Below are 18,732 nucleotides of genomic sequence, written 5' to 3' on the forward strand. Positions count from 1 at the left end.
GCAAAAGGAGGCACCCGTTTGAGTTAATGGCGCGATTATATCAAAACCAAACTTATTTTTTGTTAGAATCGCCATAGATATTGAAAAAGGTTTTCCCGTGCAAGAGAAACTAACCATCAAGCGTGTCGGCATTGTACTGCGTCCTTCCACGCCGGAGCTCAAAGCACTTTTCTATCAGGTGAAAGGGGCGTTTGAAAAACATGGCACCGAAGTTTTCATCGATGCGATCAGTGCCGGAATGATCGGTGTTTTGGGGCAAGAGTTCTCTTCGATGTGCCGGGTAAGCGATATTCTGGTCTGCATCGGCGGAGACGGGACGCTGATTTCGCTCGCACGCAGAAGCTACAGGTATCACAAGCCGATTCTGGGGATCAATGCCGGTACACTCGGCTTTCTCGCGGACATCAACCCTTCGGAAGTGGAGACCTTCATCGACAAACTCTATACGGGCGAGTATCGGATCGATGAGCGTATGATGATCGAGGGCGTACTCGCGGGCGGCGGTGAAGAGACGATGCTTCACTCTTTCAACGATATCGTCATCAGCCGCCCCTCCATTTCGAAGATGGTCAAAGTGGATGCCTATATCGACAGCAAATGGTTCAACACCTACTACGGCGACGGGCTGATCATCTCGACGCCGACCGGATCGACCGCCTACAACCTCGCCGCCGGCGGGCCGGTTACCTTCCCTTTGACGGACGCCTTTATTCTCACACCGATCTGTCCGCACTCTCTGACCCAGCGGCCGCTCGTAATTCCCGCCAATTTCGAAATCGAGATCAAAACACCCGAAAAAGAGTCGCTTGTCATCATCGATGGGCAGGAGCAGTACGATTTCGGTCCCGACGACACGCTCGTCATCCGAAAAGCGCCCATCGGTGCGCGTCTCATCCACCGGGTCGAGCGCAACTATTTCGATGTGCTTCGCGAAAAACTTTCATGGGGACAGGGACGATGATCGAGCGTTTTTACGCCCGAAATCTGATCGGGTTCGAGACCATCGACCTGACGTTTGAACCTGGCCTGATCGCCATCACCGGTCCAAGCGGAGCGGGGAAATCGGTCTTTATGGGCGCGCTGCTGGCACTCTTCGGGCGTGCCGACATTCGAGCCGATGTCTCGGAAGCGGTACTTCGAAAGAGCCCCCTGCTGCAGCTGGAGAGTTTCGAGGTCGAGGAGGCGGAGGTGACGGTACGTGCGGTAAAAAAAGAGAAGATTCGCTTCTTTCTCAACGACCTCACCATCTCCAAAAAGCGGCTCAAAGAGATGCTCTCACCGCTGGTGCGGCATATCGCGCAGCGCAGCAACAACGAACTCTCTTCCGAACTTCTGTTGGCGCTACTGGATGCGATGGCGGCGCAGGAGGATGTCTCCTATACGGAGCGGATCGGAACCTATCGGGAGATTTATGACGACTATCAGGCGAAACTTCGAAAACTCGAATCGATGCGGGCCGACGAGAAGCGTGTCAAAGAGTTGATCGAGTTCGCGGAGTTCGAGATCGCCAAGATCGATGAAGTCGCGCCGCGCCCCGGCGAGGACGAGGAGCTGATGGTCATCAAGCGAAAACTCTCCAAAAAGGAGAAGATCGGCGAGGCGATCGCGAAGGCATCGAGGATTTTCGAAGCCGAAGACGATGTTTTGGAAGCACTCTCCCTGATCGAGAGTGATACGGTGCTTTTCAACGAAACGATGAATATGCTCAGAAACGAATTCGAACGTGCCGAAGAGATGCTGGGAGAGCTCGAGGAGACCGATGTAGAGCAGGTACTCGACCGTATCGAGGCACTCGCCGCTCTCAAGCGGCGTTACGGTTCGATCGAGGATGCGCTCGCCTACCGTGACGAAAAGATCGAAGAGCTCGAGTATTACAGAAATATCGATCATGAACTGGGCGGACTGGAAGAGGAGACGGAACGGCTCTACCTGCAGCTTGAAAAGAGTGCCGAGGCGATCAGCCGGGCGCGAAAGGCAGCGGCAAAAGATGTAGAGCGTTTTATCAACAGTTATCTCGAGCAGTTGAGAATGCCTGAAATGCGCTTCGAATTCGGATCCAAACCACTCGACAGAGAGGGTTCCGACGCCGTCAATATCGATCTACAGGGTTCCTCGATCGAGACACTCAGCGGCGGGGAGTTCAACCGTATACGGCTTGCGTTGCTCCTGTGCAAAAGCGAACTGGCCGGCGGGGAGGGGATTTTGCTGATTGACGAGATCGACGCCAATGTCAGTGGCGATGAGTCGATCGCCATCGCGAAGCTTCTCAAGCGGCTTTCGAAGAACTACCAGATCGTCGCCATCTCCCACCAGCCCCATCTGAGCGCTGCGGCACGACAGCACTTTCTGGTCACGAAAGAGGGGGGAAGAAGTGTGGCCAGAGCGCTGAGTGCCGATGAGCGCATTCGTGAAATTTCACGGATGATCGCCGGAGAGAAGGGAATGCAGGAAGCCCGGAATCTTGCCGAAAGAATTGTAAAGGAGTTTTCAGCATGATTATCGATACCCACTGCCATCTCGACGATCCGAGATTTGACGACGACCTCGAAGAGGTAATCGCCAGAGCCCGGGAGCATGGTGTCAGAGGTTTTCTGATACCCGGTGCCGATCCCGATACTCTGCAAAAGGCGCAGGCCATCGCACATCGGTTCGATGGAGTCTATTATGCAGCGGGCGTCCACCCGTACGATACGCAAAAGTATGACGAAGCACTGCTGCGTGAGCATTTAAAAGATGAAAAGTGTATCGCGGTGGGCGAGTGCGGGCTGGATTACTACCGGCTTTCGGAGGACGAGGCTCAAAAACATGAGGAAGTCGCCGAACAGAAACGTGTTTTCGGACGTCAGATCGAGCTGGCAAAGGCGGTGGGAAAACCGCTGATCGTCCATATCCGCGATGCGAGCGACGATTCGATGCAGATGCTGATCGACCACGGGGCGGGCGAGGTCGGCGGCGTGCTGCACTGCTACAATGCTGACGAACAGCTGCTGAAACTCGCCGACTACGGCTTCTACTATGGTATCGGCGGGGTAGTGACGTTCAAAAACGCCAAAAAGCTTCCCCATGTGCTGCCGAAAATTCCCTACGGCCGTCTCGTTGTCGAGACCGATGCGCCTTATCTGACGCCTCACCCTTTCAGGGGGAAACGAAACGAACCTTATTACACGGTTTTCGTCGTCGAAAGAATTGCCGATATACTCGGAAAGAGCGTCGAAGAGATCGAAAGGGTGACGACGGAAAACGCCTGTCGGCTCTTTCGACCGTTTTCCACGGTTTGAAAGTTGTCAGTCTTTAAATGGTATAATAAAAGACTTTTGCCAAATTTCCAGGGGGTATTGTGAAAAAATTTCTGCTTGTTTTTGTCACGGCATTTGGATTTTTGCATGCATCGCTCTTTATGGAACCGCAGTACAACGACGATGTCAAAGTACTGCAGACGCTCGACATCGAATCTTCGTTTTTACGGGATCCCATCTTTCTTCAGCTCAAAAACAGCCTGACGACGAGCAAACGGAACCATTACCTCAAAATGCTCGAACGCGGGTCGCTCTATATTCCGACGCTGCGAAAGATGATTCACGACAACAACATTCCGCAGGTCTTTTTGTATATGGCGATGGCGGAATCCAACTTCGACACCCACGCACTTTCACACGCCAAAGCTTCCGGCCTCTGGCAGTTCATGCCGAAAACGGCGAAAATCTACGGCCTGAAGATCGATCGTTACATCGATGAACGCAGAGACCCCGTCCGTTCGACCGAAGCGGCCATCGCCTACCTCAAGCGTCTGCACAGACTTTTCGGTAAGTGGTATTTGGCGGCACTGGCCTACAACTCCGGAGAAGGAAGGGTGCTTCGTGCGATCAAGAGAGCGGGCAGCGACGACCTGCATGTACTTTTGGACGAGAAAAAGAAGTATCTGCCGCGAGAGAGCCGAAATTACATCCGAAAGATCGTGTCGCTCGCCCTGGTCGCCAACGATGCCGAAATGTGTTTCTCCGGCGAGCAGTCGCATATGTTCAATCGTACGGAGGGCCGGTCGCTGGTACGTGTGAAGGTGAGTGGGGGCGAAACCCTCGAACACATCGCCTCCCAGATCGGCATGAGCGGTAACGACCTCAAACTCCTCAACCCGCAGTTCAACTACAGCTTTACGCCGCCGGATGAGGGGGCGCATATCAACATCCCCTACAGCAGACTGACCCGTTTCAAGGAGGTCTACCGGCCTGGCAGGCAGAAAAACATGTTTCTGGTGCATACCGTCAAAAAGGGGGAGAGTCTCAGCAAAATCGCGCATCGCTATGGCATTTCGTACAAGATGATTCTCAGTTTCAACCGGATGAAGAGACCGGTTATCTACCCGAAACAGGAGCTCATCATTCCGGTACCGAAGGGTTCGCTTCACCACTACAGGGTGAAGAAGGGAGACTCTATCTATAAAATCGCGAGACGCTTCGGGATCAAAGTCGCGACGCTCAAGGCGCGTAACGACCTGAAGGGGAACATCATACATATAGGTGACAAGCTTGTCATTCCGAATTGACCGTTTTGCACTGATGCTTTTTGGAGCATGGATGCTCGTTGGATGCAGCAGCCATACCTACGTTCCACCAAATTCCTCTGTCATCGAACCGGCACAGACGAAACCGCGCTCGTCCGAAGCGATTCACAGGGCGACGCTGCGGCCCTATACGATAAACGGAAAAACATACCATCCGACGGTCGTTTCGCTCGGATGGACGCAGGAAGGGATTGCGAGCTGGTACGGCCCCAATTTCCACGGAGGAAAAACTTCCAACGGTGAACGTTACAATATGTATGCGATGACGGCGGCACACAAAACGCTTCCGATGAATACGATGATACGCGTCACCAACAAGCGTAACGGCAAATCGGTGGTCGTCAGGGTCAATGACCGCGGGCCGTTCGTACGCGGGCGGATCGTCGACCTCTCCTATATCGCGGGCAAGAAGGTCGGCATCGACAAGACCGGAACGGCACCGGTGAAACTGGAGGTTCTCGGTTTCGATTCGCTGATCGCCTCGATGGCTTCGAAAAAAGGAAAGCGTGCCAGAAAAGAGGTCGTTCTGGGCGGATTCGGTGTACAGGTGGGCGCGTTCCGGCGTCTGCAAGGGGCGCAGATCTATCAGCAGCGCTACGACAATTTCGAGGGGCGATACCATACGAAGATTCGGAAGTTCATCGTCGACGGGGAACCGCTTTACCGTGTCTGGCTGATGGGATTCAAAAGCGAGGCGGAAGCGAAAGATTTTATCGAAGCGTGGGGTATTCCCGGCGCATTTATCATAAGGGGGTAACAGGTGAGTGTTGAAAAAAGACGTGTAACGAAAGAGACGAAGATCGTACTGAAACTGGATGTGGACGGTTGCGGCGAATCGAAAATATCGACGGGTGTCGGATTTTTCGACCATATGCTCGAGAGCTTTTCGAAGCATGCTCTTTTCGATCTGGAGGTAGCGTGCGAAGGGGACATTCATGTGGACGATCACCACAGTGTGGAGGATGTCGGTATCGTGCTCGGGCAGGCGCTGCGCGAGGCGATCTATCCGCTGCAGGGGGTGGAACGTTTCGCCAATACCATCATCGTGATGGACGAGGCGGCAGTCGAATGTGCGATGGATCTGAGCAACCGTCCCTACCTGGTCTATGAGATCGACGTCGAAGGAAAAGTGGGGCAGTTCGACGTGGAGCTTGCGGAAGAGTTCTTCAAAGCGCTGACATTCAATGCGGGATTGACGGTCCACCTTTCCATGCTTCGCGGAAAGAATCGACACCATATCGTCGAAGCGGCGTTCAAAGCGTATGCCGTCGCACTTCGGCGTGCACTCGCGCCCAATCCGAAAGCGGGGGTTCCGAGTACAAAGGGCGTACTGTGATCAGGCTTCTGGTTCTCGATGTCGACGGATGTCTCACCGACGGTAAAATCATCTATACCGACGAGGGGGACGAGATCAAGGCGTTCAACGTCAAAGACGGTTTCGCCATCGTCAACTGGATGGCGCTGGGACGGCATGCCGCCATCATTACCGGCCGTCGTTCCAAGATCGTGGAACGGCGTGCGAAGGAGCTCGGCATTGTCCACTTCTACCAGGGTGTCAAAGACAAATTGGCGATGCTGCAGGAGCTTTGCGACGAACTCGGCATGACGCTTGATGAAGTGGCTGTCATAGGCGACGATTTGAACGATTACCGAATGCTCGAGGCGTGTGGACGGTCGTTCGTCCCTGCCGATGCGATGCATCATGTCACTGCGATCGCCGATGTCGTATTGAGCCAAAAGGGAGGGGATGGCGCCGTCCGGGAGATGATCGACCTTCTGATCCGTCAGGAGGGACTTGAAGAGGAGTATCTGTCGCGGTGGACCTGAACGTCAAACACTTTTTCGGCCTCCTCTTTTTGCTGATGGCAGGCGCGATTTTCTGGCTCAAACCGCACAAAGTGGACGTGGTGAAGAAGAAGGGTGTCCCGCAGGTCGCCTTTATCGATTTCCAAAGTTACGAGATCACCCCCAATGGGGTCGAAGCGCTAATGCATGGCGAGCGTGCCCTGAAGTTTGCGGACTATATGCATGTGGAGCTTCCGGAGATGAAACGCCTGACCCCCAAAGGTGTCGAGTCCGTCAAGGCGAAAGAAGCTTTTTTGTATGACCGAGAGGGCATCGAACTCAAAGAGCGTGTCCATCTGGCCAGAAGCGACGGGTGGGAGATCACGACCGACAGGATCTATTACGATCTGAAGAAAAAAGTCTATACGACGAAGGGACTTCCCTTTACAGCGCGCTACGGCAAGAGTGTCGTCGAGGGAAAGAGTATGGTGTATGAGCAAAAAAGTGGTAAAATCAGTGCGGAATCGATCCGTGCGATTATCAACGAAGAGGATAGAATAAATTGAAAAAGCTATGGAGTCTAACGCTGTTCTGTCTGTCGGCAGTGGCAATCTACGCGGCATCGGAACAGGTCGAGATTACAGCGGACCGTTTCGAAGCGAGCGAAACGGAGCGGCTGACGAAATTTATCGGGCATGTCCATATGAAAAAAGGGCCGGACGAGCTGAACGCATCGAAAGTCTTCGTCTATTTCGACAAGGCACGCAAACCTATGCGGTATGAAGCGGTTGGAAATACGTCGTTCGTCATTCATATGGACAACAACCAGACCTATGTCGGCCGGGCCGACAGACTTCTCTACCGCCCTGGCAAAGAGATTTATGAACTCTTCGGCAATGTGGTGTTGAAAGAACCCAGGCTCGATCGTACGCTGATGGGTGAAAAGGTTGTCGTCGAGAAGATCAGCGGGAAAGCCCATGTCGAAGGGAAAGAGGACAAACCGGTAAAATTCATTTTCAAAGTGGAGGACAAGAATGCCAGCAAGGATCGTTGATGCCTCCTTCCTCACGAGTGCAAGCAAGATCGATGAGGCGCCTGCCGAAGGGATTGGCGAAGTGGTCTTTCTTGGCCGTAGCAATGTAGGAAAGAGTTCGCTTCTAAACTCCCTCACCCATCGCAAGAGCCTCGCCAAAAGCTCTTCGACTCCTGGAAAGACCCGTCTCATCAACTACTTCGAAGTGGTCTACAAAGATGACGAAGCGGATGAAAAATACAATCTCCATTTTGTGGACCTGCCGGGATTCGGATACGCCAAAGTTTCTAAGAGTATGAAGTACGAGTGGCAGAAAAGCCTCAACGAATTCATCAAAAACCGAAGGACGATCCGCCTTTTCGTCCATCTGCGCGATGCACGCCATCCCAACGAGCCGATCGACGACGATGTCAAACGCTATATTGAAGAGTTTATCGGCCCCGACCAGTGCTATATCGAAGTTTTCACGAAATCGGACAAGCTCAAACAGAAAGATCTCTCCAAAATACTCAAAGAGCATCCGGGGGCACTTCTGGTTTCGAACCTGAAGAAGCGCGGCATCGAGAAGTTGGAGCATCTGATTTTCGATATCGTCATCAAGGGGCAGCCGTGCCCGTGAAGTTCGAAAAACCGATTCTGCCCGATATCCCCGAGATGCAGGCAATCGTCAAGAAAGAGGTGGAAGAGGGGGTGATCCTGCCCCGAAGCGACGACGAGCTGGCGACGAACATACGCTCCTACACGGTAGCGAAAGAGGCGGAAACGGGGGAGATTATCGGGTATGTGGCACTTCATATCCACTCGATGCGCCTTGGCGAGATACGCAGCCTCATCGTCAAAGAGGGGCACCGTCACAGAAAGGTCGGCAGCCGCCTGGTCGAATTGGCGGTGGAGGAGGGGCGAAAACTCCGCCTTCAGGAGGTGCTCGCACTTACCTACATGGGATCTTTTTTCGAGCGTCTCGGCTTTAGCGAGATTCCCAAAGAGACGATTCCCGAACATAAAATCTGGGCGGACTGCATCAAATGCAAATATTTTCCGGTGTGCAACGAAATATCGCTGATAAAAAAACTCTGACGCCGCTGCTTCTGCTGGGTTTGATCCTTCTCTATCCTTCGATGGAGGCGATCTATCCGCTGCTGCCACCGCTGCTCGGCATCGCCTATGTCAAATGGAGGGAAGCGGTTTACCGGCACGATTTTGTGCAGGCAGGTGCCTGGATGCTCTATACCCTCGTACTGGAATCGGTTTGGGGCTTGCCGTTTTACGGTACCTGGACCGTCATGCTCGTCACCTTTACGATATTCGATCCGAAAATCACGCAGCTTCTGCATATGCCTTCGATGATACGTGTCATCAGTGTCATATTTTTCGATCTGCTCTATCTCGCCTTTTTGTATGGATACGGCGCTTTGATGCATCTGAAACTTGTCGATGGTGATCTTATTTTGCTCTACTATCTTTTGGTCGATATATTGGGAGTGCTTCTGTTTTGAGAATCAAACTGGTCATCACGGTTTTTCTTGTCGTTTGGACGATTCTGCTCGTTCGCATCTATCAGCTGACGATCAAGTCCAATGCCTACTATGAGACACTGGCGACGCAGAATATCATTAAAAAGGAGTGGATTCTTCCTGTACGTGGGGAGATACTCGACCGTTCCGGGAAGCCTTTGGCGATCAACAAGATCGGATTTAAAATTTTGATCGATCCACACCTGAGTTCGAAAAAGCGTTTGCCGGAACTTGAAAAAGCACTCGTACATATTCAAAGAGACTTTCCCGATGTCAATACGACCAAGCTGCTGAAGCGCTACAAACGGCTCGATTCTCCCTACCGGCACGACCCGATCGTGATGGTCCGTTTTCTCCCCTACGAAAAAGTGCTTCCACACTTTACGGAGCTTTCCCGAAAACCCCATATCAAAATCGAGCCGACGACCAAACGCTACTATCCCTACGGATCTATGACGGCGCATGTCATCGGCTATGTCGGCAAGGCGAACGAAAAGGATATGGCGAACGACGACGTGGTAAAGCTGACGATGATTGCCGGCAAGAGCGGACTCGAAAAGTACTACAACCGATTTTTGGAGGGAGAACCGGGGTACAAACATGTGAAAGTGAGTGCTTTCAACAAGCAGATCGGAGTTATCGAAACGGTGCCGCCCAAAGAGGATCGAGACATTACTCTCCATCTGGATATGGACCTCCAGGCGTTTATCTCGAAGATGTTCGACAAGGGACACAAATCGGGTGCCGTCATCGTCATGCGCAAAGACGGGGCGATTTTGAGTGCCGGCAGCTACCCGGCTTACGACCCAAACGAGTTTGTCAGCGGCATCAGCCGTGCCGAGTGGAAGCGGATCATCGAAAACCTGAACCATCCCTTCACGAACAAACTGATTCACGGCCTCTATCCGCCGGGATCGGTCATCAAACCCGGGGTGGCCCTTGCTTTCGTCGACTCGAAGAAGGTGTCGCCCTATACGAATTTCTACTGCAATGGCGCCATCGAACTCGGCAAACACAAGTTCCGGTGCTGGAAAAGCGAAGGACATGAAAAGACCGATATGATCAAAGCCATCCGTGAGAGTTGCGATGTCTATTTCTACAAAGGAAGCCTCCTGACGGGTATCGACAAGATCGCGCAGGAGCTCAGAAAGATGGGGCTTGGGCAAAAGACGGGTATCGACCTTCCCAACGAGTTTATCGGAGCCGTACCCGACAAGCCGTGGAAGATGAACAAATATGGCCAGCCCTGGTACCAGGGAGAAACGCTCAACGCCGCGATCGGCCAAGGGTATATGCTGGTGACGCCGATGCAGATTGCACGTTATACGGCCCTTTTGGCGACAGGAAAATTGCCACGTCCCTCCCTGGCCGAATCGCTGGCGGGCAAAAAACTCGAACCGGTGCTGGAAGATGTTTTGAGCCTTCGCGAAAAACGGGCCCTTCCGCTGGTGCGGCGTGCGATGTACGAAGTGTGCAACCACCCCAAAGGAACGGCCTACTGGGCGATGCGCGGAACGAAAGTGAAAGTGGCAGGAAAGACGGGAACGGCACAGGTCATCGGTATCCCGCAAGAAGAGAAGAAGCGGATGAAAGAGGACGAACTCGCCTACTACCACCGTTCACACGCATGGCTGACGACCTATGCCCCATACAAGAACCCGCAGTATATCGTCACAATCCTCGTCGAACACGGCGGCCACGGCGGTTCCGCCGCCGGACCGATGGTCAAGGAGATTTACAACTGGCTTGTCGACCACGGGTACATCAGGTAACGGCTACGCCCGAAGCCCTCCGCTTTGCTTGCATGCGTTCTCGTTCGACAGATGGTGGTATATGGTGCGTAACGCCGGTCAATGAATCAAAGCGTGTTGCAGGAAAATGGCGAGCACGATAAGGAGCATGACGCCGGAGGCTTTGGCGTAGAGTTTGTTGGCGGTGATGAAGACCAGCATCAGAGTGACGCCGATCATCAAAAAGATGTCGAACGAGCTCGATGCCAGGTCGATCGTAAGCGGCCTCGTCATCGCCGCGGAGCCAAGCACCACGGAAGTGTTGGCCATGTTGGAGCCGATGATGTTGCCGATGCTCATATCGGCTTTTCCCTGGCGTGCCGCTTTGATGCTGACGACGAGTTCGGGCAGACTGGTACCGAACGCGATGAGCAGAAGGCCGATGATCCACTCGCTGATGCCAAAGGTCCGCGCGATGTTCGCGGCACTGTCGATAGCGTAGTCGGCACCGACGACGACAAGGATGAATCCGATACCGAGAAGAGCGAGCGTTTTTTGCCAGTTGAAGGGCTCTTTTTTGAGCTCTTCATCGACTTCCGCGAGCTGCTCTTCCCTGCTGGACTGCATAAGGAAAAGGAGATAGGCCCCCATCATCGCAAAGAGCAGAAAGCCGTCGAGACGTGAAAGTGATCCGTCGATGATCATCAGAGGGAAGATGATGACCGGAAAAAGAAGCCATGCGCTGTCTTTGAAGAAGAGGTCTCGGCCGGGTGTGATGCGTGAAGCGATCAAAAAGACGAGACCCAGTACGAGCGAGATATTCATGATGTTCGAACCCAGAACGTTGGCGACGGCCATGTCGCTCTGGCCTTTGATACTCGCCGCGACACTCGCCGCCATCTCCGGAAGACTGGTTCCCAGGGCGATGAGCGTCGCACCGATGATGAACTCGCTGATGTTGTAGTGGAACGCGATGCGTTCGGACTCTTTGATGATGAATTCGGCACCCAAGATGAGCGCACCCATACTGATGACGAAGATGATGAAATCCATCAGTCGTCTCCTTCCGTTCGAACGATGAGGCTCCCTGGAAGGCCGAAGTGACGGATCAGCTCTTCCTCTTTTTTTCGCATTTCACCTTGGTCCGTTTCGTGATCGTAGCCGAGTAGGTGCAAAAGGCCGTGAATGAACAGAAGTGCGATTTCATCATCGAGGGAGTTTTTGTATTCGCTCGCTTTGTTCTTCGCATAGTCGACACTGATGACGATCTCACCCAGCGGCGCGAACGGCACCTTTTTCAACGGAAAGCTGAGCACGTCCGTCGGTGCATCGATGCCGCGGTGTTCGCGGTTCATCTCCTGTATGGTCGCATTGTCGGTAAAAATGAGCTCGATGTCTCGGTCGGTAAGCTCCGCTGCAATCGTTTCGAGCAGGTTGACGTTGGGTTGGTAGTCGGTTTCGTTGGCAATCTCTATCATGGGGGCGATTTTAGCGAAATTTGGATAAAATTCCCACTTCAAGACATTCTTTATAAAAGGTTTTTTTTGAAAAAAGCGGTAGTGATTCTCAGCGGGGGAATGGATTCGACGACGGCAGCCTATATCGCCAAGTCGGAGGGGTATGAAATCGTTGCGCTCCATTTTGATTATCGGCAGCGGACTCAGCGTCGCGAGCATGAAGCGTTCGATGCCATCTGCGATGCCCTTGCCGTTGCGAACCGATATGTGATCGATCTGCCGTTTTTTGAGCAGATCGGTGCTTCGGCACTGACGGACGCCAGTATCGATGTTCCTACCGGAGGGATCGAAGAGGGTGTTCCCGTGACCTATGTGCCGTTTAGAAACGGGATTTTTTTGAGCATCGCGGCCGCAGTGGCGGAAAAAGAGAGAGCCGAAGCGCTCTATATCGGTGTCGTCGAGGAGGACAGCAGCGGCTATCCGGACTGTCGGGAGGATTTCATCGCCGCGATGCAAAAAGCCATCAATCTCGGGACCAAAGAGGAGACGAACCTCGTCATCAAAACGCCTCTGGTCCATCTGAAAAAAGAGGATATCGTCAAAACGGCTCTAGAATACGGTGTGCCGCTGGAGCTGACCTGGAGCTGTTACCAGAACGAGGATGAGGCGTGCGGTGTCTGCGACAGCTGCCGCTTGCGTCTCAAAGGATTTGAAAAAGCCGGTATCGAAGATCCGATTGCCTACAAGATACGGCCGTGAGTGAAAATTCAGGACCCTTTGGTCTTTTGCGACGCGATAATTGAGATATTGCCAAAAACTTCTCTTCGTTGTTTGAAGGGAAGCTCCATTCTTGCAAGTTGTATGTACCACCTCTCTCCTCTTTCGGTAAATCATTGAAACCGGATCATCTCTTTCTGTTTGGTTATTATAAAGGTTCTTAATGTAAAATGGTGAATGTTCGTGAGAAATTCATATAAACAGTACAGTGATGGGATGGAAGAAAAGGCCGTTATATCCGTTTCGATGTCGATGTGAATGGATTTTCTATCGGCAAAAAGGAATTGTAAAGTAGAAAGTAGAAGGAGAAAACGATTGATGCGTGGAAAGATCGGAAAATATATAGGGATGCTCGTTGTTGCATTTTCACTTTCAGGGTGTTTGCAACCCTCCCCACCTTCGTCTTCGGAGGGGGAAAAGGTCCTGCCTGCAATCACAAAAGAGGATACGCATAAACATTACCAGGGTAAGTTCGTATGGCATGACCTATTGACCAATGACGTGGCATCGGCACAGACTTTCTATGCCGGGCTCTTTGGATGGTCGTTTCAAAAGCGAGACAATTATGTGTTGGTTATGAATCACGGTGAGCGTATCGGTGGTATGGTAAATATCGCATCGCCACGCGGTGAAAAAGTCACGGCTATATGGTTGCCATCCATCTCCGTTGCAGATGTCGACGAAGCGGCCGAGTATCTGGTTCGAAAGAAAGGAAAAGTGCTGAAAGGCCCTATGGATATGAAAAAAAGAGGCCGAGGAGCACTCGTAAGAGATCCGTATGGGGCGTTTGTTGTATTGCTACATTCAAAAAGCGGAGACCCTTTGGATACGACACCGAAAATAGGTGACTGGCTCTGGAATGAGCTTTGGAGCAATTCCCCATCACAAAGCTACAGCTTCTATCGTGCGTTGGGTGGGTATGACAAGGAAGCCGACACCGAAAAGGATTATCTGATTCTCAAACAGAAAGGTGTGTGGCGTGCCGGTATCAGATATGTCGAAGAGGATGCGTTCGACGTTCAATGGGTACCCGTCGTTCGTGTCTCCGACCCCGAGGCCATCGTCGCCAAAACTCCCGAGCTGGGTGGCCGTGTTCTCATGAAGCCGCAAGCTACGTTAATGAATGGCGATGTGGCTCTGATTGCCGATCCATCGGGTGCATTATTGATCGTACAGCGATGGAAAGAGGGGGATATGGAATGAAGTGGAATATCGAAAGCATTGTCCGCATCGCCATCGTATTGGGAGGATTGGGATTTCTATCGGGGTGTACGGGGCACCATTATTCGTCGGTAGGGTATGGTGTGTATGGTGGATATGGCAGCTATGGGGGCAGTGGATGGTATTATCGCCCGCCCTATTACCGCCCGCCGAATAGGCCGGGAAGGCCCAAGCCGGAGCATCCTATTACGAAACCGTCGATACGCCCATCCATAGGACGCCCACCTGCACGGCCGACCATGAGACCTTCGGGTGGCCCGGCGAGGATGCGATAAGGTTGACGAATTCTTGGAGTCAGGGTTTCCATAAAATTCCAAAGTGGATCGCGGCTTCCGCAGCCCGGTGACTCAACCCTCCTTGGCCATGATGTGTATTTTTCGTCATATAAATTGTTCCATTTTGCCGAATTTCATTGATTGGATATAATGGGTATTCAACGAAAACCGATTACCGAAGAGGTAGAGAGAGTCGTCAACGTAGAGTTTCCATAAATGAAAGGATTGAAATGGAGAGAATGATATGTGATGTTTTGATCATTGGCGGAGGACCTGCAGGAGGGGTATGTGCGGTGACTGCAAAAATGAACTATCCGGAGAAGAAGATACTGGTTGTTCGTGAGATGGAGGTGCAGATGGTTCCCTGTGCCATTCCATATGTTTTTGGACCGACACTCGGAAGTAGTGAAAAAAATATCGCCTCTTGTGGCAAAGCGGATGAAATGGGTATCGAAAACCTCGTTGCCAAAGTCGAAGAAGTCGACATCGATGGAAAGATTGCCTATACCCCTACCCATCGGATAGATTTCGACAAAGTGGTTTTTGCAACGGGTTCGATACCGTTCGTACATGCATCGTTGGAACCTTCGCTCGCACTCGATGGAGTTTTTACCGTACCCAAAAACAAAGAACTGATAGACAAGGCGAAAAAATATTGTGACTCCGTTACCGATATTGTGGTTGTCGGTACGGGTTTTATCGGTGTCGAGATGGCGATGGAACTTAGGGAGAGTGGAAAAAACGTAACGCTTCTGGGCGGGAGCCCTCATATATTCAAGGGTATTTTCGACCGGGAGATAGCTGCACAGGCAGAGGAGATACTCTCTTCTCAAGGCATCACTTTTATCGGCGGAGATCGTGTTGCCGCCATTCTCGATCGAAACGGAGACAATATAGTCGACGCCGTACAGCTTGAAAGTGGTACGATCATCGATACGCAAGCGGTGATATTGGCGACGGGGTACAAACCCAATACGGAACTGGCGGAAAAAGCCGGCCTGCCTTTGGGAGATTATGGCGGAGTCGTTGTCGATGAGTATATGAGAACGAAGAATGGCGACGTTTTCGCCATTGGAGATTGCAGTGCAAGAAGAGGGTTTATTACGAGAGAACCTTCCAAAGTGATGCTGGCATCCACTTCCGCTGCAGAGGGACGGGTGGCAGGGAGCTCTCTGTACAGTCTGAAATATATGAAAAAATTCAACGGAACCATCGCTATTTTTTCAACCATCGTTGGCGATACGGTATTCGCTTCTGCCGGGATCACAGAAGAAGATGCATTGCGAAACGGTGGGGAGATCGTCGTGGGCAGCTTCAATGGCGTGAATAGACACCCTTCGACCATACCGGGGGCTCAAAGTCAATTCGTTAAACTCGTCGCGATGCGGCATGGAGGGCAGATTATAGGAGGACAGGTTGTCGGTGGAAACGAAGCAGGTGAAATGATCAATATCATCGGCCTCATGATAGAGAACAACATGACCATTTACCAGGTCATGTCCATTCAGGTGGCGACCCATCCGATGTTGACTGCTGCACCGACGAGCTATCCTATCGTGATGGCGGCGAGTATGACGGCGAATGCTATGGAAAAATAGAGGAGAGATTGATGAAAAGAAAAAAAGTACTTATTACTGGTGTAGGTGGCGTAGGCGTTTTTGCTGCACATTTGATCGCGAAGTTGCCGGAGGTGGAACTCTATCTTGGACGGCGCGGGTATGACTTCATCAAGCACAAAGCGAATGGGATCATGGATTCCGCATACTACATGAATCCGGATAATCCGTATCCGACCGTTGTTCCTGTGAAAATGGACCTGATGGATCTCGAGAAAACCACCGAACAGCTTGAGGAGATACAGCCGGATGTCATCTTGCATTTGGCGACACTGCTGGCTGCTCAAAAAATACGTGAAGGTTTGCCGGTTGACGTTGCAAAAAAGATTTACGATGCCAATCCGGTCGGGACCGGACTGAGGCCATGGGCACCTGGACATACGGTCTTGCTGCTCAATTTGATGAAAGCGGTCAAAGCGAGTGGAATAGAGACGAAAGTCGTCAATGGGTCGGGATGTGATTTTTTGCATCTTTCATTCAGCAAATTTGGACTCGAACCCACATGCGGGTTGGGTGATTTCGCTCTGTTGGAACCGGGGATCAAGCGTATTCTGGCGCGAACCAAAGGCCTCGACCAGACAAAACTTCAACTACATATGGTAGGGCACCATTCATTGGTGATGCCCATCATGTTTTTTGGTGACTCCCAGGGGATCCCATACAAGATCAGGACTATTTATGATGGAGAAGATATCAGTGACAGTATCGACTATGAAAAAGATGTCTTCCCCTATATGCCGGAAGAGTCTTCCTGGCCTCCCAATGCTTCGTCACACGATCAGGAGCAGACGGCGGCCCATGCAGCGAGAATCGTCAAAGCGATTCTGTATGATACGAACGAGATCTTGAACGTACCAGCGCCTGAGGGGCAGCCGGGATGTTATCCCACGAGAGTCGGAGCCTTCGGAGCCAAAATAGTGGTTTCGGAAGGAGAAACCCTCGAGGAATTGGTCGAGATCAATGTCGATGGAAATATCGCTGAAGGTTTCAAGGAGATTCGAGATGACGGAACGATGGTTGCAACAGACAGAACGGTAGAGCTCGTCGAGGAGATATTCGGTATCGATTGGAAATATAAAAGTTTTCATCCTGAAGAAGCTTTCGAGGCTTACAAAGAGATTCAGGAAGCCTATGATAATTTCGCTAAACAATACAAATGAAACTACAAAAACTCTTTGAGAACAAATGGTACACCTTGGGTGTACTGTTGATGGCTCAGATTTTGATCATATTCGACAATACCGGACTCTCCATCTCCACTGCAAATATCATTTCGGAACTCAATACGACGCTTGACCAAGTTCAATTTTCGTTGGCGATGTATCCCATGGTAGCCGGTTCTTTGATGATCGCTGGTGGTATGCTGGGGCTGGTGATCGGATGGAAACGCCTGTTCCAGATCGGAGTAGGGCTTTATGTTCTGGCCGAACTCATCGTCGCAACTGCCGGCAGTATCGAAATTCTGATTTTCGGAGGCAGGGTTTTGGCGGGTTTGGCGGGAAGTATGATCATCCCTGCCGTTTTGGGCATGATCCCGGGCCTCTATTATGGAAAAGATAGGGTGCAAGCCTTTTCGTTGGTTGCGGTTGCGGTTGCGATAGGTTCCGCGATCAGTCCTTTTGTTTTTGCGATCATTATCGATAATTATAGTTTCAAACTGGGTTTCGGATTCATGATGGTCATGTTTGGTTTAATGTTCACTTTCAGTTTTTTTATCAAAGACATTCCACTGCCCGACAAAAAGATCGTATTCGATTTTGTAGGCATGCTTTTGATGAGTACTTCGGTTTTTCTTTTTATGATCGGCTTGATGAAGATCGGTGAATGGGGTATTTGGTCTGCGCATAACGACGAAACCGCCATCATGGGTTTGAGCCCTTCACCGATTCTGGTATTGCTTGGATTTTTCATTTTTTATATTTTTTTGAAATGGGAGTCGAAAGTCGACAAAAAAGGCGGCGATTGCCTCTTGCCTTTGGAGTTTATCGAAAGTGCAGAAGTTCGTTCGGGATTGGGGTTTACTGCAGTTGTCTTCATGGCTTTCGTGACCATTACATTCATAGTTATATCCTATATCCAGATTGTCGGAGAGTTTTCGGCTTTGAAAACGGCCGGGATGCTACTCTTTTTTTCGATAGGAATGATCGGAGGGTCTTTGGGGGCACCCGCATGGCTCTCTCGAATGTCGGCGAAAAGCGTCAATACACTTGGGTTCATAGCACTTATAGTTGGTCTTGTATCGATGTATTTCGGCTTGGAATACGCGGGAATCAATACTCTCATGCCGATAGGAATGTCGATCTTCGGGGTAGGGTTGGGAATCATTTCTGCCCAGATGTCTTTAATGGTAACCGAATCCCTTTCGCATCAAGGTGCCATGCAGTCGGGAGGCGTTCAAGCGACTTTTAGAGGGATTGGCGAAGCGCTCGGAGTGGCTGTGCTCGGCACGACACTCATGCTCTCCACCACACTTTCAATCAAAAATGCCGGCCGCTCCAACAACGAAATTTCCAAAAAGACAGCGGATTTGATCGTAGAAGTCAATACCATCCCGTTCAGTGCGGATAAAACATTTAAAATAATGTTAGATAAACACATCGAAGACGAGCGGGACAAAAAAGAGTTGATGCTGATAAATACCGAAGCGAGAAAATATGCCGCCGAGAATGCGCTTGTCATCATGATCTTTCTGGTCTCGTTCTTCTATATGTTGCTTCAAAGAGGTGTTCGTGACGAATCGATTTTGAATAGTTCATAGAACTC

20 protein-coding genes are annotated in these 18,732 nt (G+C 51.3%); 18 read left to right on the forward strand and 2 right to left on the reverse strand.

The features are described from left to right. The first annotated feature begins 97 nt into the window (after positions 1-97). Genes QUD54_RS11390 through mrdA form a run of 13 tightly spaced genes read left to right on the forward strand, consistent with a single transcriptional unit; the run spans position 98 to position 10,665 of the window. Complete coding sequence (locus tag QUD54_RS11390) at positions 98-961, forward strand: NAD(+)/NADH kinase (RefSeq protein ID WP_286336849.1); 864 nt, start codon at positions 98-100, stop codon at positions 959-961. Continuing rightward, the gene (locus QUD54_RS11395; protein WP_286336850.1) at positions 958-2,496 is read left to right on the forward strand and encodes a DNA repair protein RecN; all 1,539 of its coding nucleotides are present in this window, start codon (positions 958-960) and stop codon (positions 2,494-2,496) included. Before QUD54_RS11390 ends, QUD54_RS11395 begins: the two co-directional genes overlap by 4 nt. Beyond that, the gene (locus tag QUD54_RS11400) at positions 2,493-3,278 is read left to right on the forward strand and encodes a TatD family hydrolase (RefSeq protein WP_286336851.1); all 786 of its coding nucleotides are present in this window, start codon (positions 2,493-2,495) and stop codon (positions 3,276-3,278) included. Before QUD54_RS11395 ends, QUD54_RS11400 begins: the two co-directional genes overlap by 4 nt. 59 nt (positions 3,279-3,337) lie before the next feature. Continuing rightward, positions 3,338-4,543 carry a lytic transglycosylase domain-containing protein gene (locus QUD54_RS11405; RefSeq protein WP_286336852.1) on the forward strand — a complete coding sequence of 402 codons (1,206 nt, stop codon included), beginning with the start codon at positions 3,338-3,340 and terminating at the stop codon, positions 4,541-4,543. Next, complete coding sequence (locus QUD54_RS11410; protein WP_286336853.1) at positions 4,527-5,318, forward strand: septal ring lytic transglycosylase RlpA family protein; 792 nt, start codon at positions 4,527-4,529, stop codon at positions 5,316-5,318. The genes QUD54_RS11405 and QUD54_RS11410 overlap by 17 nt, the downstream gene beginning before the upstream one ends. 3 nt (positions 5,319-5,321) lie before the next feature. Next, on the forward strand, positions 5,322-5,897 hold the full coding sequence (hisB, locus tag QUD54_RS11415; RefSeq protein ID WP_286336854.1) for an imidazoleglycerol-phosphate dehydratase HisB: 576 nt from the start codon (positions 5,322-5,324) through the stop codon (positions 5,895-5,897). Continuing rightward, a complete protein-coding gene (locus tag QUD54_RS11420) occupies positions 5,894-6,388 on the forward strand; it encodes a KdsC family phosphatase (protein ID WP_286336855.1) in 495 nt (164 codons plus the stop codon). Before hisB ends, QUD54_RS11420 begins: the two co-directional genes overlap by 4 nt. After that, a complete protein-coding gene (gene lptC, locus QUD54_RS11425) occupies positions 6,379-6,912 on the forward strand; it encodes an LPS export ABC transporter periplasmic protein LptC (protein ID WP_286336856.1) in 534 nt (177 codons plus the stop codon). The genes QUD54_RS11420 and lptC overlap by 10 nt, the downstream gene beginning before the upstream one ends. Continuing rightward, the gene (lptA, locus tag QUD54_RS11430; RefSeq protein WP_286336857.1) at positions 6,909-7,400 is read left to right on the forward strand and encodes a lipopolysaccharide transport periplasmic protein LptA; all 492 of its coding nucleotides are present in this window, start codon (positions 6,909-6,911) and stop codon (positions 7,398-7,400) included. The genes lptC and lptA overlap by 4 nt, the downstream gene beginning before the upstream one ends. Then, positions 7,381-7,998, forward strand: coding sequence for a ribosome biogenesis GTP-binding protein YihA/YsxC (gene yihA / locus QUD54_RS11435; RefSeq protein ID WP_286336858.1), 618 nt, complete (start codon positions 7,381-7,383; stop codon positions 7,996-7,998). The genes lptA and yihA overlap by 20 nt, the downstream gene beginning before the upstream one ends. Beyond that, positions 7,989-8,456, forward strand: coding sequence for an N-acetyltransferase (locus tag QUD54_RS11440; protein WP_406600566.1), 468 nt, complete (start codon positions 7,989-7,991; stop codon positions 8,454-8,456). Before yihA ends, QUD54_RS11440 begins: the two co-directional genes overlap by 10 nt. Then, the gene (locus tag QUD54_RS11445) at positions 8,423-8,875 is read left to right on the forward strand and encodes a hypothetical protein (RefSeq protein WP_286336859.1); all 453 of its coding nucleotides are present in this window, start codon (positions 8,423-8,425) and stop codon (positions 8,873-8,875) included. Before QUD54_RS11440 ends, QUD54_RS11445 begins: the two co-directional genes overlap by 34 nt. Further along, complete coding sequence (gene mrdA, locus QUD54_RS11450) at positions 8,872-10,665, forward strand: penicillin-binding protein 2 (protein ID WP_286336860.1); 1,794 nt, start codon at positions 8,872-8,874, stop codon at positions 10,663-10,665. Before QUD54_RS11445 ends, mrdA begins: the two co-directional genes overlap by 4 nt. Before the next feature lie 78 nt (positions 10,666-10,743). On the opposite strand, the gene QUD54_RS11455 is transcribed toward mrdA, so the two are convergent. Both QUD54_RS11455 and ybeY read right to left on the reverse strand, forming a co-directional pair. Continuing rightward, on the reverse strand, positions 10,744-11,676 hold the full coding sequence (locus QUD54_RS11455) for a calcium/sodium antiporter (RefSeq protein ID WP_286336861.1): 933 nt from the start codon (positions 11,674-11,676) through the stop codon (positions 10,744-10,746). After that, positions 11,676-12,101, reverse strand: a complete 426-nt coding sequence (gene ybeY / locus QUD54_RS11460) for an rRNA maturation RNase YbeY (protein WP_286336862.1) — start codon at positions 12,099-12,101, stop codon at positions 11,676-11,678. The genes QUD54_RS11455 and ybeY overlap by 1 nt, the downstream gene beginning before the upstream one ends. A 99-nt stretch (positions 12,102-12,200) precedes the next feature. On the opposite strand from ybeY, the gene queC reads away from it, so the two are divergent. The 5 genes from queC (at position 12,201) to QUD54_RS11485 (ending at position 18,727) form a co-directional block, all read left to right on the forward strand. Continuing rightward, entirely contained in the window at positions 12,201-12,839 is a 639-nt protein-coding gene (gene queC, locus QUD54_RS11465; RefSeq protein WP_286338049.1) for a 7-cyano-7-deazaguanine synthase QueC, read from the forward strand. Positions 12,840-13,175: 336 nt separating this feature from the next. Continuing rightward, positions 13,176-14,060 (forward strand): VOC family protein, encoded by an 885-nt coding sequence (locus tag QUD54_RS11470; RefSeq protein WP_286336863.1) that lies wholly within the window; start codon positions 13,176-13,178, stop codon positions 14,058-14,060. A gap of 523 nt (positions 14,061-14,583) precedes the next feature. Then, the gene (locus QUD54_RS11475; protein ID WP_286336864.1) at positions 14,584-15,951 is read left to right on the forward strand and encodes an NAD(P)/FAD-dependent oxidoreductase; all 1,368 of its coding nucleotides are present in this window, start codon (positions 14,584-14,586) and stop codon (positions 15,949-15,951) included. An 11-nt stretch (positions 15,952-15,962) separates the two neighbouring features. Continuing rightward, positions 15,963-17,129 carry a Rossmann-fold NAD(P)-binding domain-containing protein gene (locus QUD54_RS11480; RefSeq protein ID WP_286336865.1) on the forward strand — a complete coding sequence of 389 codons (1,167 nt, stop codon included), beginning with the start codon at positions 15,963-15,965 and terminating at the stop codon, positions 17,127-17,129. Continuing rightward, a complete protein-coding gene (locus tag QUD54_RS11485; RefSeq protein ID WP_286336866.1) occupies positions 17,126-18,727 on the forward strand; it encodes an MFS transporter in 1,602 nt (533 codons plus the stop codon). Before QUD54_RS11480 ends, QUD54_RS11485 begins: the two co-directional genes overlap by 4 nt. The last annotated feature ends 5 nt before the right edge of the window (positions 18,728-18,732 follow it).

It is taken from the genome of Hydrogenimonas cancrithermarum (genome assembly GCF_030296055.1).
Lineage (GTDB): Bacteria > Campylobacterota > Campylobacteria > Campylobacterales > Hydrogenimonadaceae > Hydrogenimonas > Hydrogenimonas cancrithermarum.